The sequence below is a fragment of the Lentzea miocenica genome (genome assembly GCF_033949945.1).
Lineage (GTDB): Bacteria > Actinomycetota > Actinomycetes > Mycobacteriales > Pseudonocardiaceae > Lentzea > Lentzea miocenica.
This window is the reverse complement of record NZ_JAXAVW010000033.1, coordinates 38,144-63,687: the sequence shown is the minus strand read 5'-3', so window position 1 is coordinate 63,687 and position 25,544 is coordinate 38,144. Positions and strand designations below refer to the sequence as shown.

Genomic DNA, 25,544 nt, shown 5'->3' with positions numbered 1-25,544 from the left:
GCCGGTTCACGTACTCGCCTGCATACCGGTAAGGTCCGCGATCTGCGAGTGCGGCAAGGCCGAACGGGTGAAAAATGCCGAATTCCCGTCTGCTGGGTCAAACAATCGTCGAGCGTGCCGTAGCGAAATTCGGCACGCGGTCGATATCGCGGGCAGCGGTCCGGGCGGGGGCATCTGCCGGCGGTCGCGGCACGGCCGATCGCGGGAACGAGGTGCAGGTGACCAGGGTCTTCCTCAGCTACGCCGAAGAGGACGGCGCAGTGACCGGGACGCTCGCGGAACTGCTGGAGCAGCACGACTTCGAGGTGTTCCGGTACGAGAAGACCAATCTGGGGCTGTTCGTTCAGACGCTGGCGGACGAACTCGGCAAAGCCGATCGGTTCGTCGCGTTGCTTTCGCGCCACTACCAGCGGTCCGAGTGGTGCATGAAGGAGTGGAACACCGCCGACCGGTTGTCCACCGAGTCGAAGACCAATCGGCCGGTGATCACGGTGTGCGAGGTCGGCGAGTTCGACGAACCGTTGCACCCGTTCATCGGCAACCACGCGCGGCACGACCTGCGGGCGACCACGGAGGCGAAGCTGGCCGCGGTGCTCGCCACGTTCGGTGTGCTGGCCGCGCCGTTGGACGGTGGGCGGTTCCGCAACCGCGAGCAGGAGCTCACCAACCTGCTCAACGCGTTGAGCCTGTCGAGCGGGCAGGACCTGTGGGTGGTCGCGGCGCCGCCGCGGATGGGCAAGTCGTGGTTCCTGCGGGAGGCGGAGCGGCGGCTCACGGCGAAGGGCTGGGGTGAGACGCGGCTACTCGACCTCGCGCGGTGGCCGGAGTTGTGGAGTGCGCCGGCCAAGGTCGTGGTCGAGCTGATGGGTGTGAACGTCGAGCCCGAGGGCGATGCGCTGACCGAGGACGAGATCGAGGACATCGCCCGTGAGGTCAGCAAGCGCGGCAACAACCAGCTGTACCTGCTCGACAGCGCGGAACGGCTGGACCGGGAGACGGCGGCCGAGGTGCGCAGTGCGTTGACTGCGGTCTACACACATCTGGTCGAACGGCGGGTGCGCAAGCGGTTCAGCATGATCATCGGTACGCGGCGGCCCGATTCGTGGCGCGGGCTGGGGCGGTACACGCAGTGCCGGTTCCGGACGCTGGGCCTCTCGGAGTTCAAGCTCGAGGTCATCGAGGACGCGGTGCGCGACGGGGCCGCCGACGCCGAGGACAGCCTGGTGCGGAAGTCGGCGCTGTTGCTGCAACAGGAGAGCGACGGGTTGCCCGCGTTGCTGCTCGCATGGCTGGACTGGGCGCACGAGGCGAACCTGATCGGCATCGAGCGGGGTCTGCGCAAGGCCACGACGTTCGAGGCCGTCACGGCGAAGTACGTCAGGAACGATCTGCTGACGCACGACGTGCTGTTCCCTTCCGGCGCCGGCAACGCGCTCGCCAAGAAGGCGCTCGAACACGCGCTCAAGGTGCTGGTCCCCTACCGCCTGATCACCCAGTCGCACCTGAAGTTCCACTTCGACGACGACGCGGCGATGCGCGACGACGTCACCGCGGCCGGCTGGGACATGCGCGAGCTGTGGACCGCGCTCAACTCCACGTCGTTGCTGGACCCGCGGATGGGCCTGTGGCGGGTGATCAACTCGCCGATCCGGCGGGTGCTGTACCGCTACTACTACCGCTCCGACGCCGAACGGGTCACCGCGCACGAAGAAGCGAAGTGGTGCTACCAGCGGTGGACCGTCAACGAGGCCGGTAGCGAGCAGGTCATGATGATGAAGGAGTGTCTGTGGCACGAGCTGTGCCGGCAGCTGCTGCAGCAGCCTTCCGAGCTGCGCCAGGCGTTGCCGGAGGCGGCCACCCAGTACGCGAAGGCCTTTCTCAGCTCCGGGCTCTACGACCGGCGTGAGTTCGTGGAGTGCGTGCACGAGCTGCTCATCGAGGACCACGAGTTCCAGCTGACGCTGCACGACCACGTCGGCCTGTTCCAGGAAGTGCTGTCGGCCATCGACACGGCGGTCTCGGAGGGCACATGACTTGGCGCGGCACCGAGAACGACAACTTCTACATCGGGCGCGAGGAGGAACGCGCGGTCCTGGGTGTCGTCGACGAGGTGCGCCGGGACGGCACCAGCCGGGCGGTGCTGCTGTACGGGCCGGGCGGGGTCGGCAAGACGCGGCTGGTGCGGGAGCTCGCGGATCGCGGCCACGACGGCGTGGTGTGGATGGCGCCGATCGACGTCGACGACTCGGAGTACTGGCTGCTGACCAACCTCGAGCACGACATCGCGGTGAAGCTCGACCCTGGGCACGACTTCTTCGAGCCGTACTTCCACCAGGCGGCGTCGTTCGAGGACGTCACCCGGCAGCGGATCGGCCTGGAGACCATCAAGGGGCACCTGGAACGGCTGAACGAGACGTTCGTCGAGTGCTACCGGGCGTTCGTGGCGGCCAGCGGCACGACCGTGGTGATCACGCTCGACACCGTCGAGGCCGTGCGCGGCATGTCGTCGTTCCTGGTGAAGCTGACGCAGTGGATGAAGGAGCTGCCCTCCACGGCGTTCGTGCTGTCGGGACGGCCGGTGCGCGACGATCCACTGCAGGTGCAGCTCGGTGGCGTGCACCGGCCGCTGGAGACGACGGTTCTGGAACTGGGCGGGTTCACCGGTGCCGAGGTCGAGGCCTACTTCGACGCGGGCCCGTTGCGGGGCTCGCTCACCGCGGCCGAACGCGACCGGCTGGCGGAGCTGACCGAGGGACATCCGCTCTGGCTCGCGCTGGCCGTCGCCTACCTCGTGCACCAGGACCCGCCGCGGGAGATGACCGAGGAAGGGGAGATCAACGCCAAACGGCGTGATCTCTTCCGGCGGCGGCTGATCACCCCGTTCCGCGACACCGGGTTCTGGCCGGAGGCGATCAAACGGCTCGCCGTGGTGCGGCACAGCGTGAACCAGACCATCTGGCAGCAGCTGATGAGCGACCGGGATCTGCCGGCGGACGCCGAGTCGTGGCCCCACGCCTGGGAACAGCTGCTCGCCCGGCCGTGGGTCCGGCCGCGCGCCAACCAGCGGTACGTCACGTTGCACGACGCGCTGGCCGAGGAGCTCGCGCAGCGGCTGATCCCGTTGGAGGACAGGGACGAGACGTGGCGGACGGCGCTGTGGCAGCACGCCGTGACGGCGTACTCCGCGCTGCACCAGGAGAAGAGCGCGGAGCAGCAGCACACGCTCGACACGTTGCCCGTCATAATGGCCGCGCTGCCCAGCACCGGCGACGAGGCGTTGCGCGAGCTGGCGCAGCTGCCGGCCGACAAGCGGGAGCTGGACCAGATCCGCACCGCCGAGCTGCACTACCGGCTGCTGCTGTCGTTCGAGGACGGCACCGACAGGTTCGTGGCGCTGCACCGGGAAGCCCAGCAGGACAACGACCTGCTGTTCGAGGAGCTCATCTGCCACGAGCTGGAGCGGTTCCTGCCGCACGCCAGGTTCACCGCGCCGCTGGACGACGTGCTCGGCGTCGTGGTGCGGCGGTTCCAGCGCTGGCTGGCCGACGAGGCACCGGTGCGGTACCTGGAGATGACGCTGATCATCGCGTCGTTCCTGACCCACAACGAACAGCCGGCCGCCGCGATGGAGCTGATGCAGGACGTGCCGTTGCAGGGCGCGGGACCGGAGATGCGGTACCGCCTCGCGAACGAGCGCGGCAACGCCTGCATGCGCATCCCGAACCGCATCGCCGAGGCGAAGGGGTTCTTCCAGGAGGCACAACGACAGGCGCAGCAGCTGCCGTTGCCCGCACAGGCGCGACGGGTCGCGCAGGCCAACAAGGAGCTCGGCTTCTTCTACCGCAACATCGGCCAGTGGCAGGACGCGGACAACGCCTACAGCCAGGCGCGGGACACGCTCGCGAGCGTGCTCGGGCCGGGCAGCACGGACGAGGCCCGCGAGGAGATGGCGTCGATCCAGACGAACTGGGCGTACCTCAAGGCGTTGCGCGGCCTGTACGTGGAGGCCCGCAACCTGGTCGAGAGCGCCGTGCAGGTGCGCAAACGGCTGGGCAACCGGATCAACGTCGGCATCTCGCTCAGCGTGTGCGGCGAGGTGCACCGCTACGAGCGGAACTTCCTGGAGGCGTGGCAGGACTACCGCGAGGCCGAGACGATCTTCCAGGAGCACGGGAGCTGGGCCTGGCTCGGGCAGATCTACCAGGAACAGGCGATCTGCCTGTTGCAGGCGCACCAGGCGGGCGTCGACCTGGTGGAGGATCCGCTGGAGCGGGCGCGGTCGCTGATCGAACGCTCGCTGGAGATCTGCCGCGACCGGGCGATCCGCGGGTACCCGTCGGCGTTGAACAGGGCGGGCCGGATCTTCGGCGTGACCGATGTGGACAAAGGGCTCGACTACCTCAAGCAGTCCATCGTGGCGGCGAACCGGATCGCGGACGGCTGGTTCCTGTCCGCGAACATCATCGAGTACGTCGAACTCGCCTACCAGGCGTGGAACCAGACCGAGGACCAGGCGTACCGCGACGACCTCGACGCGCTCACCGGTGACGTGGCCGAGGCCATCGAGCGGTACCGGTTCATCGACCTGCGGGGCAGGTGGGAGCTCATGTGCGGGCACCTGGCCGCGACGGACGCGCTGGCGGACGACGACCCGGAGGGACTGGATCAGGCCGTCCTGCACTACGGCAAGGGGTTCACACTGCTCGCGGACCGGCGGGTGGGGTCGCACGGCGCGGCCGCCATCTCCACGGAGTTCGTGCGCTTCCAACGGGTTTACGACAAGCTGCCGCACGACGTGAAGATCGAGTGGTATACGGTTCTGCGCCGGATGTGGACGGCGGAGAACGAGCAGAGGCAGTACACATCCCTGCTCGCCCGCCTCGAACAGCTCTACTGATGATCTTCGCCGCAGGAGGCACCGCACCATGAGTTCGACCGGCGTCCGGGCGTTCGCGTTGTCCAGCTACGACGTGCCGCACGGGCACGAGCTGGTCGTGCGCAGTTGCGAGGACTGCGCCTGCCCGACCAGCGGCGCGCGTGCCGCCCGTCCGGAGAGGACAGTCCACTCCGGACGTCCACTCGTGCGGTCGCGGGAGGTGTTCGAACTGGAGCTGGACGCCGGGCACTGGGTGCTGTTCGCGCCGCAGGGCAACGGCGGGGTCGTCGTGGTGAACGAGGCCGGCCTGGACATCTTCCGGCGGTTCCACTCCCCCGTCGCACCCGCGGAGCTCAGCGGGCACGAGCCCGAGGCCGTCACGCAGGTGGTGCGGCGGCTCGTCGAGCAGGACCTCGTGCACGAACCGGGCACGCCGGCGGTCGCGTCGTTCGCCGAGTCGCGCGAGCTCACGGCGTGGTTGCACGTGACGAACGCCTGCAACCTGCGTTGCACCTACTGCTACGTCCACAAGTCGGCCGACGAGATGGACACCGCGCTCGCGAAGTCCAGTGTGGACGCACTCGTCGATTCCGCGCTGCGTCACGGCTTCCGCTCGTTGCGGCTGAAGTACGCTGGCGGCGAGGCCAGCCTCAACGCGGCGGTGCTGCTGGAGCTGCACGACCACGCGGTGGCCCGGTGCGCCGAGCACGGACTGGACTTGAGCGCTGTCGTGCTGAGCAACGGCGTGGCGCTCCCCGCTCGCTTCACGCGCGACCTGCTGCAACGGTCGATCAGGGTGATGATCTCGCTGGACAGCCTCGGGGCGGCGCACGACGCCCAGCGCCCGACGCTGGGCGGCAAGCCCTCCGCACACCTGGTGATGCGCACGATCGACCAGCTGGTCGAACGGGGCCTGCCGCCGCACCTGTCGATCACCATCACCTCCGGCAACACCGCGGACATCGCCTCAGTCGTGCGGTTCGCGCTGGCCAGGGACCTGACGTTCAGCTTCAACTTCTTCCGCGACAACGCGTGCACCAGCGACGCCTCCGGCCTGCAGTACGAGCAGCAGGCGATGGTCGACGGCGTGACGGACGCGTTCGCCGCGATCGAGGAGGCCATGCCGCCGTGGAGCGTGCTGGGCTCCGTGCTCGACCGGGGTCAGCTGACCGAGCCGCGCCGCAAGTCGTGCGGGGTGGGCGACGACTACGTGGTGATCGACCAGCGCGGGCAGATCTCCCAGTGCCACATGGAACTCGGCTCCCCGGTCGGCCGCATCGGCGCGGACGACCCGATCACCGCGGTGCGCCGGCCCGGCATCCGCAACCTGCTGGCGGAGGAGAAGGAAGGCTGCCGCGACTGCACGTGGCGCAACTGGTGCACCGGCGGCTGTTCGGTGGCGACGTTCCGCGCGACGGGCCGGTTCGACGTGCGGTCGCCGAACTGCGGGATCTACAAGGCGATCTACCCGGCCGCGCTCCGGCTGGAGGGCCTGAGGGTCCTCCGGTTCGCTGACAGCGACGCGTGACGCGCGGCCTGACGCCCTGGGGGCCGCGCGGCCAGCAGGCCCAGCGACACGATCGTCAGCCACACGAACGTGTCGAACGCGTGCAGCCGTGTCACGAACACCAGGAACACGGCGGCGAAGGCAGGCCAGGCGTTGCCGCGCACGGCGAGGTACACCAGCACGGGCACGCACCACACCCAGTGGTGCACCCAGGACACCGGTGACGCCAGCAGACCCGCGGCCGCGATGGTGAACAACGCGACGAGGTCGTCGTTCGTCCTGCGGGCCAGGAAGATCGCCACGGCCACCACAGCGGCGGCCAGCGACGCCCACAGCAGCGTTTCGATGCCCGGCGGGAGGCCGAGGCCGCGCAGGACGCCCCGGATCGACTGGTTCGTCGACAACGACATGTCACCGATGCGGTCCGGGTTGAGCAGTGAGTGCAGCCAGTACTGGGCGGAGTCGCGAGGTGTGATGAGGAAACCCGCCACGGCCAGGCCCGCGAACGTGACCATCGAGGTGATCGCGGCCCGCCACTCGCGCCTGGCGAGGAAGTAGAGCACGAAGATCGCCGGTGTCAGCTTGATCGCGGCCGCGATCCCGATCAGCACGCCGCGGAACCGCCGGTCCGTGACCACCAGACAGTCGATCACCACCATGGCGAGCAGGAACAGGTTGACCTGGCCGTAGCCGTACGTCATCCACACCGGCTCCAGCGCCAGCGCGACGATCGCGGCCAGCGGTCCGACCGTCCACTTGAGACCAGGACGCACCTTCCCCGCCACCGCAACGCACACTGCGGTGAGTGCGACGAAGCCGAACGCCACCATGAGCGGGTTCTGCGATCCCTCCGGCAGGAAGGCCAGCCCGCTGAACAGCACGGCCGCGATCGGCGGGTAGGTGAACGGGAGCTGCGGGTCGAGCGGCGGTCCGGTGAAGCCGACGTACAGCGGCTCCCCTGCCAGCCAGGCGAGGCCGCCGAGGCGGTACACGTCGAGGTCGATCGGGTAGTGACCGGACCACGTCGTCAGCAACCAGACCAACGCCCCCAGCCACAGCGCACCGGCGATCAGCCGGCCACGACGGCTTTCCGCGAGACGGAGCAATGTGCGCGGAACCTCATCGGCATTCCGCGTCGTTGAAACAATTGACACCTCTTCGAAATTATCCAGCGCGGCTGTTGTTCACCTTGCTGAACAACCGGCAGAACCACCGGCAGAAGTGGTCTCGCCTGCAACGATGCGCCGCGCCGCACGTCTGTACAACCGTGAGCACCACGGCATTCGGGGATTTTCTGCGCTTCTACCGTTCGCGCATTCCGCTGACCCAGGAGGAACTGGCGGAACGCACCGGTCTGAGCATGCGCGCTATCAGCGACATGGAGCGCGGCCGCACGCTCACACCGCAGTTCCGCACAGTGCAGCTGCTCGTCGGCGGTCTCGGACTGGAGGGCGAGGAGGCCGCGGAGTTCACCGCGCTCGCCAGGGCCGGCCGCATCAGCGCGGCGGAGGACAAGCCGGAGGTTCCGGCGGTTGTGGCGGCAGCGGTGGCGTCTTTCACACTGCCACCCGTCCTCGTCGAACTCACCGGCCGCAACACCGAGCGGACGGTGCTGGACGGGTTCGCGAGCGAAGCCGACGCGTCGTCACGGCTGCAGATCGCGGTGATCCACGGCGCGCCGGGCGCGGGCAAGACCGCGCTCGCCATCGACGCCGGGCACCGCCTCGGCGCACGGTTCGCCGACGGGTGCGTGTTCCTCGACCTGCGCGGCACCGAGGCCGAGCCGGTCACGCCGGACCGGGCCGCCCACCGGCTGCTGCGCTCGTTCGGAGTGGACGATCGCCAGATCCCCGACGATCCGGACGACAAGCTCGCGCTGTACCACTCGTTGCTGCGCGAACGCACGGTGTTGCTCGTGCTGGACAGCGCCGCCAACGAGGCACAGGTGCGGCCACTGCTCGCCTCCAGCCCCGGCACGCTGGTGCTCGTGACCAGCCGTAAAACCCTCACCGGCCTGGACGCCCGGCACCGCTTGGCGCTTGGTCTGCTGCCGCTGGACCGTTCGGTCGAGCTGCTGCGCGTCGTCACCGGCCCCAGGCGGTTGGCCGCCGAGCCGGAAGCCGCCACGCGGGTCGCGGAGTTGTGCGGTGGCATGCCGCTCGCGCTGCTGATCGCCGGCAACCGGCTGGCGAGCAGACCACAGTGGACGATCGCGCACCTCGCCGACCAGTTGGAGGACGAGGGGCGCCGACTGTCCGTGCTGCGGGCAGGCGATCTGCGGGTGCGGGCGGCGTTCGAGATCTCCTACCACCAGCTCAGTCCCGGCGCCGCCACGCTGTTCCGCCGGCTGGCGCTGGTGCCGGGCCCGGACACGAGCGCGGACGTGGCCGCCGTGCTCACGTCGTTCGGCGAGGAGGCACTGGACGAACTCGCCGACGCGAGCCTGCTCGGCATCAGCGAGACACCCGGCCGGTACACGCTGCACGACCTGCTGCGCGTCTTCGCCCGCGAACGCCTCGAACTCGACGAGGATCCCGCCGACGTGCGGGAGGTGACCTCACGACTACGCCACTGGCTGCTCACCACCGCCACGCAGGCGGCTCGGCTCTTCGATCACGACAATCCGGTCCAGGACAAGGAATCCGCCGGCCGCTGGCTCGCCATGGAGCTGGAGAACTGGCGCGGCGCACTGAGATCGGCGGTCACGGAGGGCGAGCACGACCGTGTTCTCGAGCTGGCCCAGGCGATGCACTGGTACTCGGACATGCACGGCATAGGCGAGTTGTGGCGCGAGGTCTTCCGCGCCGGCGCCTCTGCCGCACGGCATTTGGGCCACCCCCGCGACACCGCGGAGCAGCTGAACTACCTCTCGTGGGCGCTCTACGCGCTGTGCGGGCAGCCCCACGAGGCACTGGCCGTGCACGAGGAGGCTGCGGCAGTTCCGGCTGACGACATCCTCACCGAGGCGTGGACCTGGTACTACGGCTCGGCCATCCGGCGGCGCCTCGGGCAGGCCGACCAGGCCGTGCGACTGGGGCGGCAGTCCGTCGCGCTCTTCGAACAGGCCGGGTACCTGATCGGTGAGAACCTGGCGCTCTCGTTGCTCGGGCTCATGCTGCACACCGCCGGCGAACTCGGGGAGGCGGTCGAGGTGCAGCGGCGCAGCGTGGCCCAGCACCGCGGAGCCGGCGGGGACGAACAGCTGTTGTCGATGTTGCTCATCCGGCTGGCCACGAGCCTGGCGGCCGCCGGACAGGTGCCGGAGTCGTTGGATCTCCTGGACGAGGCCGAGTCGTTGTTCCTCCGGCACGGCACGACCGCCGGGGTCGCTCGGGTGCGGCACAACCGCGGACTGGTCCTGATGGACGCCGGGCGACTTGTGGAGGCTCGGGAGCAACTGGTGTCGGCGCTGGGCGAGGCCCGGCTGTCCGATCACCGGGTGGAGATCATGGCGCGGCTGGCAGAGCTCGCGGACGCGGCCGGGGAGACGGGGAAGGCTCGCGAGCTGCGGGTGCGGGCTTTGGCGGAATGCGACCGCTACGACACACCGGCCGTGCGCGGGACGGCGGCCAAGCTGACGGTGGCGCTGTCGCACTAACGCCGCGCCGCCGCGGTGCGATGCACTGGCATGACACAGGATCCGGAGCACGCGGAGCTGGTTCGGCGATTCAGCGGCGACATGGCGCGAGGCGTGGCGGAACTCGCCCGTCTCGGGTACGACGCGACCCTCTTCAGCCGGATGCTGAACGACCACGGCGCAGTGGAAGCCGCACGCCGGCTGGTCAACGACCCGAAACCGTCGTACGGGCTGTGGAAGCTCCAGACGATGAACCGGCTCGACACCAGCGTGGAGATGTGGGTGCTGCTCCCCTGGTACGAGCGACTCTTCGACCAGGAGATCCGGGATCGGGCGGAGCGCAAGCTCCGGCTTCTCGAGGTCGACGTCGACCGTGAACTCCGGCAGCTCGTCGCCAAGCTTCAGCCACCCGCGTGACCGGTCAGGGCACGTCGAGCTTGAACGGGTCGTGGTCGGTCAGCAGCTTGTCCAGCCGGGCTCTGTCCACGCGGCTCGTGATGTAGGTGTCCTCCTGCCGATCCCTGAGCACCTTGGCCAGCGTGAACGCCGAGGTGACCGTGTAGAGCATCGCGATCCCCAGGAACGCGCGCACCCATCCGTCGACGGGCAGGAACACGACTCCGATGCCGACGGCGGTCAGCGAGAGCCCGAACGAGAGGACCGCCTGCACGTAGAAGGCAGCGGTCGTCGGGGTGTGCGGGGGCGTGGAAGAAGTCATGATCCCGAGAGTCCAGCGTCAGTCCCGGGCTGTCATGAGTACAGCTACTCATGTCCAGGTCACGTTCTTTCGCCCAGCGGCCGGGCGCGTCCAGGATGTCAGTCCTCTGTGGACGGTCCAGCGGCGGGATGACCGCAGCGGGCGAGATCGTCAGGTACTCGCAAGGTTGCCGGGCGGACCCGCACCGGATGCGTACCGTTGGCCCAGTGAGAGTTGGTCCTTTTGGGGCCTGATCGGGGAATGTCCTTCGCCGCCGGGAAGTTTGGCGAACAATGCCGGCGAGTCCGGCGAGGAGTGGCACCACCACGCCCGTTCGCGCCCGGCGCGACCAGCGCTAGGGCCATCGGACCTGTGTTGGTCAAGACTTCGGTCGGACCTGAAGGTCTTTTATTACATCAGGTTCGGATGCGTGGATTGTTCGTGTTGTCTCATCTCGATAGGGTCCGCGTATCAGTCCAGGGTTTGACGTGAGGCGGCATTCTTTGATCGGGCAGCGTGGTCGAGTGCCGTCGGACGCCGACCTCATCGACGCCGTGCGCGACGGCAAGGTCGAGGCCTACGGAACGCTGTACGAACGCCACGTGCGGTCGGCCAACATCCTGGCGATGCAGCTCTCCTCCTCGTCCTCGGACGCCGACGACCTGGTGGCGGACGCGTTCGCCAAGGTGCTCGCCGCGCTGCGCTCCGGTGGCGGGCCCGGTGCCGCGTTCCGGCCGTACCTGCTGACGGCGGTGCGGCACGCGGCGTACGACCGCACGCGCAAGGAGAAGCGGCTCGAACTGGCCGGCGACATCGAGGAAGTTCCCGGTGCCACCAAGGCGACCAGCGTGCCGTTCCGGGACAAGGCGGTCGAGGACCTCGACCAGACGATGGCGGCCACGGCGTTCGCGGCGCTGCCCGAGCGGTGGCAGACCGTGTTGTGGCACACCGCGATCGAGGGTCAGTCGCCCGGCGAGATCGCACCGTTGCTGGGACTGACCGCGAACGGTGTCTCGGCGATGGCGTTCCGTGCGCGTGAGGGGTTGCGCAAGGCGTTCCTGCAGGCGCACGTCGCCCATGAACCCGCGGAACGGTGCAGGGCGACGGTCACCAAGCTCGGCGCCTGGACGCGCGGCGGGCTCAAGGGACGCGAGGCCGTCCAGCTCGACGCGCACATGGACGACTGCGCCGAATGCCGCAAGCTCGCCAGCGAACTGGCCGACGTCAACGGCGCGCTGCGCGGTCTCATCGCACCGATCGTGCTCGGCACGGGCACCACCGGCTACCTGGCCGCGGCCGCCGCCACCAAGGGTGCCGCCGTGACCATCAGCGCCGCCTCCTGGTTCGGGGTGGCCGCCTCGGCCGCGGCCGTCGTGGTCGTCGTCGGTTCCGGCATCGTCGTGACGGACAACGGCGACGCTCCGCAGGCCGCCGCTCCGCCGACGACGTCGAGCGTCGAGAGCGGGAGCTCCGCTCCGCAGACCACCGGTCGGCCCGGCTCCACCCCGATCTCCGGCAGCGCGGCGCCGAGCACCTCCGCTGGCGCCGCCCCCGTGTCCGCCGGGCCGGACGGGTCCACTCCCCCGGTGACCACCAGCACCTCGTTCGCCCCCGCGGCGGGCGGCGCGCCCAGCCTGACGGCGACCTCGCCCAGCGGCATCGCCATGACGACCGACGGCCCGCCCTACGAGTTGGACATCGCCATCACCAACAACGGCTCGGCGCCCGCGCCCCTGCCAACGTTGACGTTGACCCTGCCGGACAAGATCAAGACGGTCGGGCCGGGCAAGATCTCCGCGGGGTTCGCCGGCTGCCCGGCCGGCAAGGGCTCCGTCACGTGCGACAGCGGCGGGCAGACGCTCGCGCCCGGCCAGACGGTCACGTACCGCGCCCGGCTCCAGGCGGGACCGAAGGCCGGGGACGGCACCATCACGGGCACCGCGGGGACGTTGCAGATGAGCATCGCCATCACGATCACGGCTCCGAGCAGCTGAGGTATTCCACTTCGGACAGCAAGACCGGCCGGAACGTCGCACCATGAGCCGGTGGAAGAGCTCACGACGGCGCTCACCGAACTGGAGGCGCCGTTCCGCACGCTCGTCGACGACTCGGAGTGGGCGCACGCGAGCGTCGAGGGGCTGGTGCTCGACGCCGGCACGTGGTGGACCGCCGGAACCGAGACCCGGCTCCAGCCCCAGGTGACGTTCAGCGACGCCTTCAGCGAAGCCGCCCGCCACCGCGGCGGTGTGTACGTCGAGGGGTACATCTGGACGGACGGCACAGCGGTCGCCGCCGCGTGGTGCGGGCAGGGCGACCGGGTCGTCTACGGGCCGAGGGCGGACGCGTACCTGGGAGTGCCGCTCTCGCCCCACTTCTGCCGCCGGGTCCAGCAGCGCAACGGCACAGCCGCAGTGCTCATGAGCAAGCACCCGAAGCTGTTGCCGTTGCTGCGGGACGGGCTGCCGCGCGGAGCGGTCCTGCCGGGAGGACGACCGGGACCGCGCTCACTCGGTGCCTAGCGCAGCGAACCTCTCCTGGGCCTCCTGAGCGTGCCGCGCAGCCTCCACGGGGTCCGCGACCACCTTCGCCAAGTGCTTGTGCGCGTTCGCAGCCTCACGCTTGTCGTCGATCCGTTCCGCCAGGTCCAGCGCCTCCCGCAACGGCGCCTCGGCCTCCAGCGGCCGCCCTGCCGTCGCGAGCACGTCGCCCAGGTAGTTCAGGACGACGGTCTCCGTGGTGACGTCACCGATCGCGCGCACCGCCGCCAGCGCCGAGTTCAACGCGTCCAGCGCCTCGTCGTGCCGGCCCATGGCGTGCAGGATCATGCCGAGCGCGCTCTGGGTGTCCGCCTCGTCGCGACGGCTGCCCATCTCGCGCATCAGGGCCAGCGCCGACGTGCAGGCCTCCAACGCCTCGTCGTAGCGGCCGAGAGCGCTGTAGATGTTGCTGACGTTGCTCATCGCCTGCGACTCGAGGTGCCGGTCGCCGAGTTCCCGCGCCACCGTGATCGCCTGTTCCAGCAGCTCAGCGGCCTCGGTGTGGCGTTCGAGCGTCCGGTAGACCAGGGACAGGTTGTTCAGCGTGCCGGCCACGCCCTGCAGGTCGCCCTGCTCGCGGAGCATCTCGATCGCGCGCTCGTTGTGGTAGATGGCGTCGGCGTACCGGGCGGTCTGCCAGAACACCATCGCGTAGTTCTTCGTCGTGATCGCGAGCGCCGCCGGATCGTCCTTCGCTGCCTCCAGCGCCAGCTCGTTGATCGTGGCCCAGTCACGCGTGTGTCCGCGCACCATGCAGAAGTACGTCATCGCGCGCGCGAGCTGCCACGTGTGTGTGCGCCAGTCGCCGTCGAGCGACAGAGCCACGGCGGCGACGAGCGTCTGCCGTTCGGTCTCCATCCACTCCACCGCGTGGTCGTAGTCGCGCAGCACGAGCCGCGACGCCGGCCGGTAGGTGATGTCCACCTCGTACTTGCGAGCCGCGGGCGACATCAGCCGCATCGCCTGGTTCGCGGTGTCCAGGAAGTGGTCCAGCAGCCGGGTCAGCGGCTCCCGCGAACCGTCCACCTTGGACTGCGCGTACTGCCGGAGCAGGTCGTGCATCCGGTAACGGCCGACCGTCGCCGCCTCCAGCAGATGCACGTCGACGAGGTCTTCGAGCATGCCGTCGCACTCGAGCGGGTCGAGCTCGCCCAGCGCCGCGGCCTGGTCGACGTCGAAGTCGGTGCCGTGGTGCAGGCCCAGCAGCCCGAACAGCCGCTGGTGCCCGGCCGGGAGCTGGCCGAACGACAACGCGAAAACCGCGTCCAGCTCGGATAATCGTCCCTCGCGCAACCGCGTCGCGAGGTGGGCGGTGGTCCAGGTCGGACGGCTGCGCAACCGGCCGGCGGCGAGGCGCACGGCCAGCGGCAGCCGGCCGCACAGCTCGACGACCTCGCGGGCCGCCGGGTCGGTGCCGCGTTCGTCGCCCACGATCGTGGCGAACAGCTGCAGCGCCTCCGCCTCGGACAGCACGTCCAGCGTGAGCGTCGACGTGCCCTCCAGCTCGACCAGCCGCGCCCGTGACGTGACCAGCACCAACGAACCCGGCACGCCCGGCAGCAGCGGACGCACCTGGTCGGCGCTCGCCGCGTTGTCCAGCACGACCAGCAGCCGCCGGCGGGACAGCTCGGCCCGCCACACCGCCGCCCGTTCGTCCAGGCCGACCGGGATCTCCTCCAGGCCGAGCGCCCGCAGCAGCACGTCGAGCGCGTCCGTCGGTTCGACCGGCGCACGGCCCGCGGTGTGCGCGTGCAGGTCGATGAACAGCTGGCCGTCCGGGTACTCCAGCCGGTGTGCCAGGTGCACGGCCAAGGTCGTCTTGCCGACGCCCGGCATGCCGTCGATCGCGGAGATCACGACCGCGGAGCGTCCGGTGACGGCCCTGGTCAGCCGCTCCATCTCACCGGCGCGGCCGGTGAAGTCCGCGACGTCGCGGGGCAGCGTGTTCAGCGCAGGCCGGGGCTCGTCGCCGCGCAGCAGCCGGGCGTGCAGCTCGCGCAGGTCGTGGCCGGGATCGGTGCCCAGCTCCTCGGCCAGCAGCACCCGCACGTCCTCGAACGCCTGCAACGCCTCCGCGGGCCTGCTCGCCCGGTGCAGCGCGTGCATGAGCTGCAGCCACAGCTGTTCCCTGAGCGGGAACTGCTTGGTCAGCCGCCGCAGCTCGCCGACCAGCCGCTCGCCCTGCCCCAGTTCGATCGCGAGCCGGGCGTGCTGCTCGGCGACCGTGAGCCGCCGTTCCTGCAGCAGGGTGAGCTCGGCCTCCAGGCGTGGCCCGATCACGAGCCCGTCCAGTGCCGGACCTCGCCACAACGCCAGGGCCTCTTCGTACCTGCCGACCGCCGTGCGGTGATCACCTTGCCGCAGTGCGTCGTCACCGGCCGCGCACAGCTGCTCGAAGACCGCGACGTCGACGTCACCGGCCGGCACCTTCAGCCGATAGCCGCCGGGCACGGTGACGAGGTCGTCCAGCACGAGCTTGCGCAAGGCGGCGACATAGGTGCGAATGTTCGATTCCGGTGCTGCGGGCGGAGATTCCCACACCGCTTCAACCAAGTGTTCAAAACTGACCGTCTCGTTGGCGTGCAGTGCCAACGCTGCGAGCAACGCCCGTTGCCGGGGCCCGCCCAGCCGCAGTTCCACGCCCCCACGCCAAATCTGCAGCGGCCCAAGAAGCCGATACCGCACTGACCCTCCTCGGGGGGCATGGTGCCAGAACTGGGCGTCGCTGTGCGGAATATGTGCGGACGATCTTCGAAACTGACCCCTCGCCGCTGTGCAGAGGGGGAACCGCGATGAACCGGAGCTGGTGGCCGGTGTGGGCAAGCAGATCATGGTCGGGCCAAGCGGCCTAGGATGGGGGCATGACCGAGACGGCTAAACGGCGCCCTGGGCCGCGCATCGAAGAAGTAGCGCGCGTGGCCGGGGTGTCGAAGTCGACCGTCTCGCGCGTCATCAACGACGAGCAGTACGTCAGCGCGAAGTCCCGCGAGGCCGTGCACGCCGCGATCGCCGAACTGGGTTACTCCCCCAACCAGGCCGCGCGGGCGCTCGCGGGCAACCGGGCCAACGCGATCGCCCTGGTGGTCTCGGAGCCGACCGGCCGCGTGCTCTCCGACCCGTTCTTCGCCGGCGTGCTGCGCGGGGTGCACGCCGAGCTGGCCGGCCGGCACATGCAGCTGTTGCTGATGATGAGCCAGCCGGCGGACACCAGCGACCTGGTGACGTACCTGAGCAGCGGACACGTCGACGGCGCGTTGCTGGTGAGCCTGCACGGCGACGACCCGCTGGTGCCGATGCTGGCCGAGATCGGGCTGCCGGTCGTGTCCGGCGGGCGGCCGCTCGGGGCGACGGCCGTGCCGTTCGTGGACGCGGACAACTTCACCGGCGCACTGGAAGCCGCACGGCATCTGGTCTCACTGGGACGCAAGCGGATCGGCACCGTCGCGGGCCCGAAGGACATGGCCGTCGGCGCGGACCGGCTCAGCGGCTTCAAGCGCGGACTGGGCGAGGCCAAGATCGCCTCCGACCTCGTGGCGCACGCCGACTTCACCCCCGAGGGCGGCGCGCGGGCCATGGAACGGTTGCTGCAGAAGGCCCCCGAACTCGACGCGGTGTTCGTCGCGGCGGACATCATGGCGCTGGGCGCCCTCCAGGTGCTGCACGCGCAGGACAAGCGCGTACCCGAGGACGTGGCCGTGATCGGGTTCGACGACTCGGTGTTCGCCACGACCGCGACACCGCCGCTGACGACGATCCGCCAGGACGTCGAGGAGCTGGGCCGCACCATGACGTGGCGGCTGCTGGCCGAACTGGCGGGCGAGGCGGGCCTGCCGCCGTCGTTGCTGCTGCCGACCTCGCTCATCAAGCGAGCCAGCGCGTAGGGGCGCGACCCAGAACGTTGGCGGGTAATTCAGACTCAGCAAGGCACCTCGCGGCACCACGATGCACCCGTCTGACCGCGAATTCGCCCGGCAACGTTCTGGGCCACGCCCCCAGTAGAGCGTCGCAGCTATCTCTTGGGACAGTGACGGCGGGAGTGACGCCGCTTCGATCATGAAGATCGCGCTCTCATGGCTACCACCCGCACGGTTGGCGGTAGTTGAGGCGATCAGCAAGCGCTTGCGTCGGCAGTTTTCTACTACCAACTCGGCGGCGACATGCGTGAGAGCGCGACCATCCGGGCTCAGTCACGAGCGACCGCACCGCCCAGTCCTCTACCCGACCCAACGGAGCACAACCAAGCCGCGACGCCCTCCTAGCAACCTGCTCGACACATGCGCCCTTCTGGACGCTGCACATAACAAACTGGGAGCGTTCCCAGACTCAGCCCCTCGAACCCATTGACAGCCTCATGTCGTGCGGTTAACACTCTCGAAAACTTCTGGGAGCGCTCCCAGATTCCGCCGCAGAGACCGAGGGAGTTCTCCCGTGCGACACCGCAGTTGGGTCAGCGTTCTCCTGCTTTTAACCGCCGCAACAGGTTGTTCGTCCGGTGGGGCGACCGAGGGCGGCAAGACCGAGCTGACCATCGCGACCTTCAACGAGTTCGGGTACGAGGAACTGTTCAAGGAGTACGAAGCCGCGCACCCGGACGTCAAGATCACGCAGCGCAAGACGGGCCAGGGCGCGCCGCACCACCAGAACCTGTTCACCAAGCTCGGTGCGGGCTCCGGGCTCGCCGACGTCGAGGCGGTCGAGGAGGGCTTCCTCGCCCAGGTGATGGCGAAGTCCGGGCAGTTCAACGATCTCAAGGAGATCGGGCCGAAGGTCGAGGACGACCGTTGGCTGAAGTGGAAGACGGAGGCCGTCACCACCAAGGACGGCAAGCTGATCGGGTACGGCACGGACATCGGCCCGCTGGCCATGTGCTACCGCAAGGACCTCTTCGAGAAGGCGGGCCTGCCGTCGGACCCCGAGGCCGTGAAGGCGCTCTTCGCGACCTGGGACAGCTACTTCGCCGCCGGTGACCAGTTCATCGCGAAGTCCGGCGGGGTCGCGTGGTTCGACAGCGCCTCGCAGGTCTTCAACGCGATGCACAACCAGCACGAGGTCGGCTACTTCGACAAGTCCGACAAGCTCGTCGTCGAGACCAACCCGGCCATCAAGGCCGACTGGACCGCCGTGACGAACGCGGTCGCGAAGGGTCAGTCCGCGAAGCTGGTGGCGTGGAGCAACGAGTGGAACTCGGGCTTCAAGGCCGGCGCGTTCGCCACGAAGACCTGCCCGTCGTGGATGCTCGGCGTGGTCGAGGGCCAGGCTGGTCCGGAGAACAAGGGCAAGTGGGCGGTCACCGAGGCGTTCCCGAACGGTGGCGGCAACTGGGGCGGTTCGTACCTGACCGTGCCGAAGCAGGGCAAGAACGCGAAGAAGGCCGCCGAGCTCGCCGCCTGGCTGACCGCGCCGGAGCAGCAGATCAAGGCGTTCCAGGCCAAGGGCACGTTCCCGAGCCAGGTCAAGGCGCTCGACGCTCCCGCGTTGCTGGAGAAGACGAACGCCTACTTCGGTGACGTCAAGGCGGGCGCGCTCTTCGCCGCGCAGGCGCAGAAGGTCAAGGCGGCCCAGTACAAGGGCCCGACCGACGGTCAGATCCAGGACAACGTCTTCAGCCCCGCGCTGCAGTCGGTCGAGCAGGGCAAGAGCGCCGACGAAGGCTGGAAGACCGCGGTCGCGGAGGCCCAGAAGGTCGCTAAGTGACGGCCGTGCTCACCAGGGTGGACCGCGAGCGGGCGCAGCAGCCCCGCTCGCGGCCGCCCCGCCTCCGGCTGTCCGCTGTGGACGCGAAGGTCTCTCCGTACCTGTTCGTGGCACCGTTCTTCGTGTTGTTCGGCGCGGTCGGGCTCTTCCCGTTGCTCTACACGGCCTACGTGTCGCTGTTCGACTGGGAGCTCGGCGCCGACGAGATGCCGTTCATCGGGCTCCAGAACTACGCGACGTTGTTCTCCGACGGCCAGTTCTGGAACGCGCTGTTCAACACCTTCAGCATCTTCCTGCTGTCGAGCGTCCCGCAGGTGATCATCGCGGTGGTGCTCGCGGCGCTGCTCAGCTCCAACCTCCGTGCGCGGACGGCGTGGCGGATGGGAGTGCTGCTGCCTTACGTCGCGTCGCTGGTCGCGTTGGCCATCATCTTCGGCAACCTGTTCGGGCCGCAGTACGGCATGGTCAACGGGATCCTGTCGGCCGTGGGCATCCCGCCGATCGACTGGCAGGCCGACACGCTCGGCAGCCACGTCGCCATCGCGTCGATGGTCAACTGGCGGTGGACCGGGTACAACGCGTTGATCGTGCTGGCCGCGATGCTGGCGATCCCGCGTGAGGTGCACGAGGCCGCCACGGTCGACGGCGCCGGTCCGGTGCGCCGGTTCTTCAGCATCACGTTGCCGATGCTGAAGCCCACGCTGATCTTCGTGATCGTCACGTCGACGATCGGCGGTCTGCAGATCTTCACCGAGCCCAAGCTGTACGACCCGACGTCGGGCAGCGGTGGCGGCGCGGAACACCAGTACCAGACCGTCGTGCTCTACCTCTACCAGTCCGGGTTCCAGCAACTGGATCTCGGTTACGCGTCCGCGATCGCGTGGACGCTGTTCCTGATCGTGGTCGGCGTCGCCGGGTTGAACTTCCTTCTCACCAGGAGGGCCGTGCGATGAAACGTCCGTCCTTTGTGGTCTACGGCGTGCTCGCCGCGTTCGTGCTGGGCTCGGCGTTTCCGTTCTACTGGTCGTACCTGGTCGCCAGCCGGGACAACTCGGTGCTGACCGGTGACTTCACGTTGATCCCAGGTGGGAACTTCTTCTCCAACGCCGCGAGGGTGATCGACACCATCCCGTTCTGGAAGGCGCTGGGCAACAGCTTCATCGTGTCCGGCACCGTGACGCTGTCGGTGGTGCTGCTCTCGACGCTCGCTGGTTTCGCGTTCGCCAAACTGCGGTTCCGCGGGCGCGGGCTGATGTTCCTGTTCGTCGTCGCGACACTGGCCGTGCCGACGCAGCTCGGGATCATCCCGCTGTACATGGCGATGGCGGAGTTCGGCTGGGCCGGTGAACTGGAAGCGGTGATCGTGCCGAACCTCGTCACCGCGTTCGGCGTGTTCTGGATGCGGCAGTACCTGGTCGACGCCATCCCCGACGAACTCGTCGAGGCGGCGCGGATGGACGGCTGCAGCCTGTGGCGGACGTTCTGGCACGTCGCGCTGCCCGCGGCTCGTCCGGCGGCAGCGATGCTGGGCGTGTTCACGTTCATGCAGTCCTGGAACGACTTCCTGTGGCCGCTGGTCGTGTTGAACGCCGACAACCCGACGATGCAGGTCGCGCTGGAGAAGCTGCAGAGCGGTTACTACGTCGACTACTCGCTCGTGCTCGCCGGGACGACGCTGGCCACCGTCCCGGTCCTGATCGTGTTCATCGTGCTCGGGCGGCAGATCGTCGCGGGTGTCATGCAGGGCGCAGTTAAGGGGTGAAGGTGGAAAACATCGTTTTCCCAGAAGGATTCCTGTGGGGAGCCGCTACCGCGGCGTTCCAGGTGGAGGGCGCGACCGAGGTCGACGGCCGCACCGACTCGATCTGGGACGCGTTCTGCCGCGTACCTGGCAAGATCGTGGGCGGGCACACCGGCGAGCCCGCCGCCGACCACTACCGCCGCATCGAGCAGGACGTGCGGATGATGGCCGACCTCGGCCTCGCCGCCTACCGGTTCTCGATCGCCTGGCCGCGGGTGCGGCCGGACGGCGGCGCCGTCAACCAGGCGGGCCTCGACTTCTACCGGCGGTTGATCGACACGTTGCTGGAGCACGGCATCCGCCCGTGGCCGACGCTCTACCACTGGGACCTCCCGCAGAAGCTCGAAGACCTCGGAGGGTGGGCGGCGCGGGACACGGCGTTCCGGTTCGCCGAGTACGCGCAGACGACGGTCGAGGCGCTGGGTGACCGGATCAGCTCGTGGACTACGTTGAACGAGCCCTGGTGCTCGGCGTTCCTCGGGTACGCGTCGGGAGTGCACGCGCCCGGCCGGACCGAGCCGTCGGCAGCGGCGGCCGCGGTGCACCACCTGCTGCTCGGGCACGGCATGGCGGCCCAGGTGATCCGCGACGCGGGCGCCGGGGCCGGGATCACGCTCAACATGTACCCGATCATCCCCGCCGACCCGACGTCCGAGGCCGACCTGGACGTGGCGCGCCGGCTGGACGGGTTGCAGCAGCGGATCTTCCTGGACCCGTTGCTGCACGGCCGGTACCCGGAGGACGTCGTGGAGGACCTGGCGCCGCTCGGGTTCTCCGAGCTGGTCAAGGACGGCGACCTCGCGGTGATCTCCACGCCGCTCGACATGCTCGGCGTGAACTACTACTCCGAGCACTACGTCAGCGCCGAGCCGGGAGAGACCCTTCCGTCGCCGTGGATCGGGGTCGGTGAGCACTCGTTCCCGCGCAGGGAGGACGCGCCGCGCACCGACATGGACTGGGAGGTGCGCCCGGACGGGCTCACGTCCGTGCTGCTGCGGGTGCACCGGGACTACCCGCCGATTCCCTTGTACATCACGGAGAACGGCGCCGCGTACCCCGACCTTCCCGGCGTCGACGACGCGGACCGCACCGAGTACATCGCGTCGCACCTGCGGGCAGCACATGCCGCGATCGAGGCGGGAGTGGACCTGCGGGGCTACTTCTGCTGGTCGTTGATGGACAACTTCGAGTGGGCCGAGGGGTACGCGAAGCGGTTCGGCATCGTGCACGTCGACTACGAGACGCAGGTGCGCACGCCGAAGATGAGTGCCCGCTGGTTCTCCGAGGTGGCGCGCAGCAACACCGTCGCATCATGACCCGGCGCCCCGGTATCGACGAGGTCGCCGCGTTGGCCGGGGTGTCGAAGTCCACCGTGTCCCGAGTGCTCAACGGCGCACCGCACGTGAGCACTCGGACGCGGGAGGCGGTGCGGCGGGCGGTGATCCAGCTCGGCTACGCACCGAACCAGGCCGCACGGTCGTTGGCGGGCCATCGGGCGAACGCGATCGCGTTGGTGGTCTCGGAAACGACCGGCCGCGTGCTGGCCGATCCGTTCGTCGCCGGGGTGATGCGCGGGGTGCACGCCGAACTGGCAGGGCGTCGCACGCAACTGGTGCTGATGATGAGCCGGCCGGGCGACGTCGGCTCGTACCTGACCGGCGGCCACGTCGACGGCGCGCTGGTGATCAGCATGCACGGCCACGACCCGCTGCTGTCGTTGTTGCACGACAACGGCTTGCCGGTCGTGGCAGGCGGCCGTCCACTCGCCGGCGGCCCGGTGCCGTACGTCGACTCGGACAACTTCACCGGCGCGGTGGACGCGACCAGGCACCTCATCTCGCTGGGCTGCGGGCGGATCGCGACCATCGCCGGGCCGACGGACATGGCGGTCGGGCTCGACCGGCTGTCCGGATGGCGGCGGGCGATGTCCGGCCGCCGCACGGATCTCGTGGCGCACGGCGACTTCACAGCCCAGGGCGGTGCCTCGGCGATGACGTCGTTGCTGACCCGGGAGCCCGAACTGGACGCGGTGTTCGTGGCCGCGGACATCATGGCTCTGGGCGCGTTGCAGGTCCTGAACGCCCACGGCCGACGGGTCCCGGAGGACGTCGCGGTGGTGGGGTTCGACGACTCCGTGCCGGCCGTGCCACCGTTGACGACCGTGCGGCAGGACGTGGAACGGTTCGGGCGCATGCTGATGTGGCGCCTCCTCGCCGAGATCGAGGGCGAGGAGGGGCTGCCGCCGTCGGTGCTGCTGCCTACTTCGCTGGTGCTGCGGACAAGCGCCTGATCAGCTCGATCACCTCGTCGACGTGCTCGCGGCGGGTGCGGTGGCTGAGCACGCAGATCCGCAGCGTGAACCTGCCGCCGAGCCTGGTGCTGGACAGGAAGAACCTGCCGGAGTCGTTGATGCTCTTGAAGAGTTGCTCGCTGTCGGCACTGCGGAAGACCACGACGGTAAGATCGGACGGGAGCAGTTCGATGTTCTCGATCTTGGCCAGTTCGGCGCGGAGGTGGTCGGCGAGGTCGTGCTTCTCGTCGAGCGCGTCACGGAACGCCTTGGCGCCGTGCAGGTGCAGGGGCAGCCAGATGCGCAGGCCGCGGAACTCCCTCGTCAGTTCGGGGCCGAGGTCGGAGTAGTCGGGCACGCCGGTGCCGTGGTCGAGGTCCTGCAGGTAGTCGCCGTCGGCCACGTGGGCCGCGCGCAGCTTCGCCTCGTCGCGGACCAGCAGGACGCCGGTGCCGTACGGGAGGAAGAGGCTCTTGTGCGGGTCCCACGCGATGGAGTCCGCTCGGTCGATGCCGTGGAGGATCGCGCGGCCGCGTTCGGTCAGCTGGAACGCACCGCCGTACGCCCCGTCGACGTGAAACCACAGGGATTCCTCGTGGGCGAGCATGCCGATCTCGGCGAGCGGGTCGACGATGCCGGTGCTGGTCGCGCCCGCCGTGCCGATGATCAGGAACGGGCGCAGGCCGGCGGCGCGGTCCTGGTCGATCAGGGCTCGGGCCGCGTCGACGTCCATGCGCAGGTGGGCGTCGGTGGGGACGACCCGGATGCGTTCTGGGGCGAACCCGGTGATGTGGGCGGCTTTCGCGACGCAGTGGTGCGTGTGCGGGGTGACGTAGATGGTGCCGTTGGGGTCGTGGGTGTGCAGGCGGTCCTGTCGAGCCGTGTGGACCGCCGAGAGAGTGGCCAGTGAGGCGCCGGTCGTGAAGATGCCGCCGGAGCCCTGCGGGAGGCCGAACTCGTCGCACAGCCAGCGGATGACGCTGTGCTCCATCGCGACCAGTGCGGGGGCGGTGGCGGCGACGCCGGTGTAGCGGTTCGTGGCCTGGGCGAGGAACTCGGCGAGCACCGAGCTGTAGAGGCCGCCGGCCGGGAAGTAGGCGAGGTAGCGCGGGCCCGCGGTTTCCACGCCCTGGCTCGCGGCGTCGGCGAACTGGGCCAGCAGGTCAGCGAGTTCGCCCGGGGTCTCGGCCGGTGGAGGCGGCAGGAGGGCGGTGCCCGACGCTGAGGCGGGCGCGCCCTCCAGCCCCTCGATGAACTCATCGACGAAGGCGGTTACGGTCTTCGTCCATTCGGCCCTGGTCGCGCGGTCCGGCTGCAACATGAGCACACGGTACGAATCGCTGCCCGCCCTGTGCTCGCGGGATTCCGACGTGCAGTTCTCACTACGCCCGCCACGGCGTGTCCAGCGCCATGCTGCTCTCCTGTGGGTGAAGGTGTTGCGCCCTTTGGCCCAAACTAGCGTGAAAGCGCTCTCTCGGAACCTCCGCGTCTCAGCCGGGGCCCGCGGGAAAGGGTTACATCGGTGATCATCGACGCTGCGTGACACTTGGGACTTCATTTCACCCGATCGGCACAACATCGCGGCACTCTCGGTAACACCTGCGGTGGCTTCTCGATGGTCTTGCCGTACGAACCACTTTTGCCAGGAAGAAATCGGGACGGAGTGCGACAGTGATCGAGAACTCGGCTGCCGGTCTGGTGATGGTGCCCGGTGAGGTGACGGTGACCGTCACCGGCGAGGAGCACCACCAGGACGTGCTGGCCCGGTACGCCGTTCCCGACGGTGTGACGCGGCAGGTCGCGGTGCACCTGACGTGGTGCATGATCGCCGCCGGCAAGTACCGCGGTCAGCGTGGGATCGAGGTGCGGCTGGACGGGCAGCGGGTCGGCGAGCTGACTTTCCTGATGTCGCAACGGTATGCGCCCGTGCTGGTGCACGTGGAGTCCGGCGGTGGGGCGACCGGGTCGGCCGCGCTGGTCCAGCGCGGCAACAACGGCCTGCTGCAGGTCGTGCTGCGGATGCCGCGCGAGATCCCTCGTGGCGCGGTGGTGCCGGTCGCGTCCAGGTCCAAGTCGTGGGTGCCGCCGGTGGCGATCGGCGCGGCCAGCCTGTTCGCGTTCTTCATCGCGATCGGTGTTGTTGGCGCGGTGATGAGCGGTCCGTCGAACGTCAACAAGGCGGCATCGGGACTCTCCACCACGGCCGCGCCCACCACTACGACCACGACCTCCGCGCCGACCAGCACCACGACGTCGACGACCACGTCCACCACCACGACTACTACGACCACCACCAATCCCCCGGCGGTCGCACAGCCGAAGCCGCAACCTCAGCCGAACCCGCAGCCCAATCCTCAGCCGCAACCTCAGCCCCAGCCCGTGCCCGCCCCGGCGCCGCAGCCCTCGTGCGACTCGAACTACAGCGGGTGCGTGCCGATCGCGTCGGACGTGGACTGCGCCGGCGGCAGCGGAAACGGGCCCGCCTACGTGGCAGGCCCGATCCGCGTCATCGGCAGTGACGTCTACGGTCTGGACAGCGACAAGGACGGCATCGCCTGCGAGTGA

18 protein-coding genes and 1 pseudogene are annotated in these 25,544 nt (G+C 69.2%); 14 read left to right on the top strand and 5 right to left on the bottom strand.

The features are described from left to right. Positions 1-218: 218 nt before the first annotated feature. Genes SK803_RS34205 through SK803_RS34195 form a run of 3 tightly spaced genes read left to right on the top strand, consistent with a single transcriptional unit; the run spans position 219 to position 6,404 of the window. Positions 219-2,033 carry a toll/interleukin-1 receptor domain-containing protein gene (locus SK803_RS34205; protein ID WP_319970314.1) on the top strand — a complete coding sequence of 605 codons (1,815 nt, stop codon included), beginning with the start codon at positions 219-221 and terminating at the stop codon, positions 2,031-2,033. Beyond that, entirely contained in the window at positions 2,030-4,897 is a 2,868-nt protein-coding gene (locus tag SK803_RS34200) for a tetratricopeptide repeat protein (protein ID WP_319970313.1), read from the top strand. The genes SK803_RS34205 and SK803_RS34200 overlap by 4 nt, the downstream gene beginning before the upstream one ends. A gap of 28 nt (positions 4,898-4,925) precedes the next feature. Beyond that, positions 4,926-6,404, top strand: coding sequence for a radical SAM/SPASM domain-containing protein (locus SK803_RS34195; protein WP_319970312.1), 1,479 nt, complete (start codon positions 4,926-4,928; stop codon positions 6,402-6,404). Here SK803_RS34195 and SK803_RS34190 read toward each other — a convergent pair. Continuing rightward, on the bottom strand, positions 6,341-7,489 hold the full coding sequence (locus SK803_RS34190; RefSeq protein ID WP_319970311.1) for a glycosyltransferase 87 family protein: 1,149 nt from the start codon (positions 7,487-7,489) through the stop codon (positions 6,341-6,343). The genes SK803_RS34195 and SK803_RS34190 overlap by 64 nt on opposite strands. A 161-nt stretch (positions 7,490-7,650) precedes the next feature. On the opposite strand from SK803_RS34190, the gene SK803_RS34185 reads away from it, so the two are divergent. Both SK803_RS34185 and SK803_RS34180 read left to right on the top strand, forming a co-directional pair. Then, positions 7,651-9,981 (top strand): ATP-binding protein, encoded by a 2,331-nt coding sequence (locus tag SK803_RS34185; RefSeq protein ID WP_319970310.1) that lies wholly within the window; start codon positions 7,651-7,653, stop codon positions 9,979-9,981. 30 nt (positions 9,982-10,011) lie between these two features. Further along, positions 10,012-10,377: a hypothetical protein gene (locus SK803_RS34180; protein WP_319970309.1), complete on the top strand. Its 366-nt coding sequence runs from the start codon at positions 10,012-10,014 to the stop codon at positions 10,375-10,377. 4 nt (positions 10,378-10,381) lie between these two features. On the opposite strand, the gene SK803_RS34175 is transcribed toward SK803_RS34180, so the two are convergent. Together SK803_RS34175 and SK803_RS34170 are read right to left on the bottom strand one after the other, a co-directional pair. Continuing rightward, positions 10,382-10,678, bottom strand: coding sequence for a YiaA/YiaB family inner membrane protein (locus SK803_RS34175; RefSeq protein WP_319970308.1), 297 nt, complete (start codon positions 10,676-10,678; stop codon positions 10,382-10,384). Positions 10,679-10,828: 150 nt separating this feature from the next. Next, positions 10,829-10,975 (bottom strand): annotated as a pseudogene (locus SK803_RS34170) (trehalase-like domain-containing protein); the annotation flags it as partial. Positions 10,976-11,181: 206 nt separating this feature from the next. Here SK803_RS34170 and SK803_RS34165 point away from each other — a divergent pair. Beyond that, on the top strand, positions 11,182-12,651 hold the full coding sequence (locus SK803_RS34165) for a sigma-70 family RNA polymerase sigma factor (RefSeq protein WP_319970307.1): 1,470 nt from the start codon (positions 11,182-11,184) through the stop codon (positions 12,649-12,651). Positions 12,652-12,702: 51 nt separating this feature from the next. Further along, complete coding sequence (locus SK803_RS34160; RefSeq protein WP_319970306.1) at positions 12,703-13,176, top strand: hypothetical protein; 474 nt, start codon at positions 12,703-12,705, stop codon at positions 13,174-13,176. On the opposite strand, the gene SK803_RS34155 is transcribed toward SK803_RS34160, so the two are convergent. Further along, positions 13,162-15,834: an AfsR/SARP family transcriptional regulator gene (locus SK803_RS34155; protein WP_319970305.1), complete on the bottom strand. Its 2,673-nt coding sequence runs from the start codon at positions 15,832-15,834 to the stop codon at positions 13,162-13,164. The genes SK803_RS34160 and SK803_RS34155 overlap by 15 nt on opposite strands. A gap of 221 nt (positions 15,835-16,055) precedes the next feature. Here SK803_RS34155 and SK803_RS34150 point away from each other — a divergent pair, with 221 nt between their 5' ends. The 6 genes from SK803_RS34150 (at position 16,056) to SK803_RS34125 (ending at position 22,979) form a co-directional block, all read left to right on the top strand. Beyond that, positions 16,056-17,075 (top strand): LacI family DNA-binding transcriptional regulator, encoded by a 1,020-nt coding sequence (locus SK803_RS34150; protein ID WP_319970304.1) that lies wholly within the window; start codon positions 16,056-16,058, stop codon positions 17,073-17,075. Between the two features lie 547 nt (positions 17,076-17,622). After that, positions 17,623-18,888, top strand: coding sequence for an ABC transporter substrate-binding protein (locus tag SK803_RS34145; protein ID WP_406601623.1), 1,266 nt, complete (start codon positions 17,623-17,625; stop codon positions 18,886-18,888). Positions 18,889-18,893: 5 nt separating this feature from the next. Further along, entirely contained in the window at positions 18,894-19,841 is a 948-nt protein-coding gene (locus SK803_RS34140) for a carbohydrate ABC transporter permease (RefSeq protein ID WP_319970366.1), read from the top strand. Next, entirely contained in the window at positions 19,838-20,650 is an 813-nt protein-coding gene (locus tag SK803_RS34135; protein ID WP_319970303.1) for a carbohydrate ABC transporter permease, read from the top strand. The genes SK803_RS34140 and SK803_RS34135 overlap by 4 nt, the downstream gene beginning before the upstream one ends. Before the next feature lie 2 nt (positions 20,651-20,652). Continuing rightward, positions 20,653-22,005 carry a GH1 family beta-glucosidase gene (locus SK803_RS34130; RefSeq protein ID WP_319970302.1) on the top strand — a complete coding sequence of 451 codons (1,353 nt, stop codon included), beginning with the start codon at positions 20,653-20,655 and terminating at the stop codon, positions 22,003-22,005. Further along, entirely contained in the window at positions 22,002-22,979 is a 978-nt protein-coding gene (locus SK803_RS34125) for a LacI family DNA-binding transcriptional regulator (RefSeq protein ID WP_319970301.1), read from the top strand. The genes SK803_RS34130 and SK803_RS34125 overlap by 4 nt, the downstream gene beginning before the upstream one ends. On the opposite strand, the gene SK803_RS34120 is transcribed toward SK803_RS34125, so the two are convergent. Next, complete coding sequence (locus SK803_RS34120) at positions 22,948-24,300, bottom strand: pyridoxal phosphate-dependent decarboxylase family protein (protein WP_319970300.1); 1,353 nt, start codon at positions 24,298-24,300, stop codon at positions 22,948-22,950. The two genes, SK803_RS34125 and SK803_RS34120, sit on opposite strands and share 32 nt — an antisense overlap. 350 nt (positions 24,301-24,650) lie before the next feature. Between SK803_RS34120 and SK803_RS34115 the strand changes: the two genes are divergently transcribed. Continuing rightward, positions 24,651-25,544 (top strand): hypothetical protein, encoded by an 894-nt coding sequence (locus SK803_RS34115; protein WP_319970299.1) that lies wholly within the window; start codon positions 24,651-24,653, stop codon positions 25,542-25,544.

What these genes read in the sequence shown, in the direction of transcription:
- SK803_RS34200 (WP_319970313.1), top strand. Translation starts at nt 2,030, where the DNA reads ATGACTTGGCGCGGCACCGAGAACGACAACTTCTACATCGGGCGCGAG.
- SK803_RS34195 (WP_319970312.1), top strand. Translation starts at nt 4,926, where the DNA reads ATGAGTTCGACCGGCGTCCGGGCGTTCGCGTTGTCCAGCTACGACGTG.
- SK803_RS34180 (WP_319970309.1), top strand. Translation starts at nt 10,012, where the DNA reads ATGACACAGGATCCGGAGCACGCGGAGCTGGTTCGGCGATTCAGCGGC.
- SK803_RS34175 (WP_319970308.1), bottom strand. Translation starts at nt 10,678, where the DNA reads ATGACTTCTTCCACGCCCCCGCACACCCCGACGACCGCTGCCTTCTAC.
- SK803_RS34150 (WP_319970304.1), top strand. Translation starts at nt 16,056, where the DNA reads ATGACCGAGACGGCTAAACGGCGCCCTGGGCCGCGCATCGAAGAAGTA.
- SK803_RS34135 (WP_319970303.1), top strand. Translation starts at nt 19,838, where the DNA reads ATGAAACGTCCGTCCTTTGTGGTCTACGGCGTGCTCGCCGCGTTCGTG.
- SK803_RS34125 (WP_319970301.1), top strand. Translation starts at nt 22,002, where the DNA reads ATGACCCGGCGCCCCGGTATCGACGAGGTCGCCGCGTTGGCCGGGGTG.
- SK803_RS34120 (WP_319970300.1), bottom strand. Translation starts at nt 24,300, where the DNA reads ATGTTGCAGCCGGACCGCGCGACCAGGGCCGAATGGACGAAGACCGTA.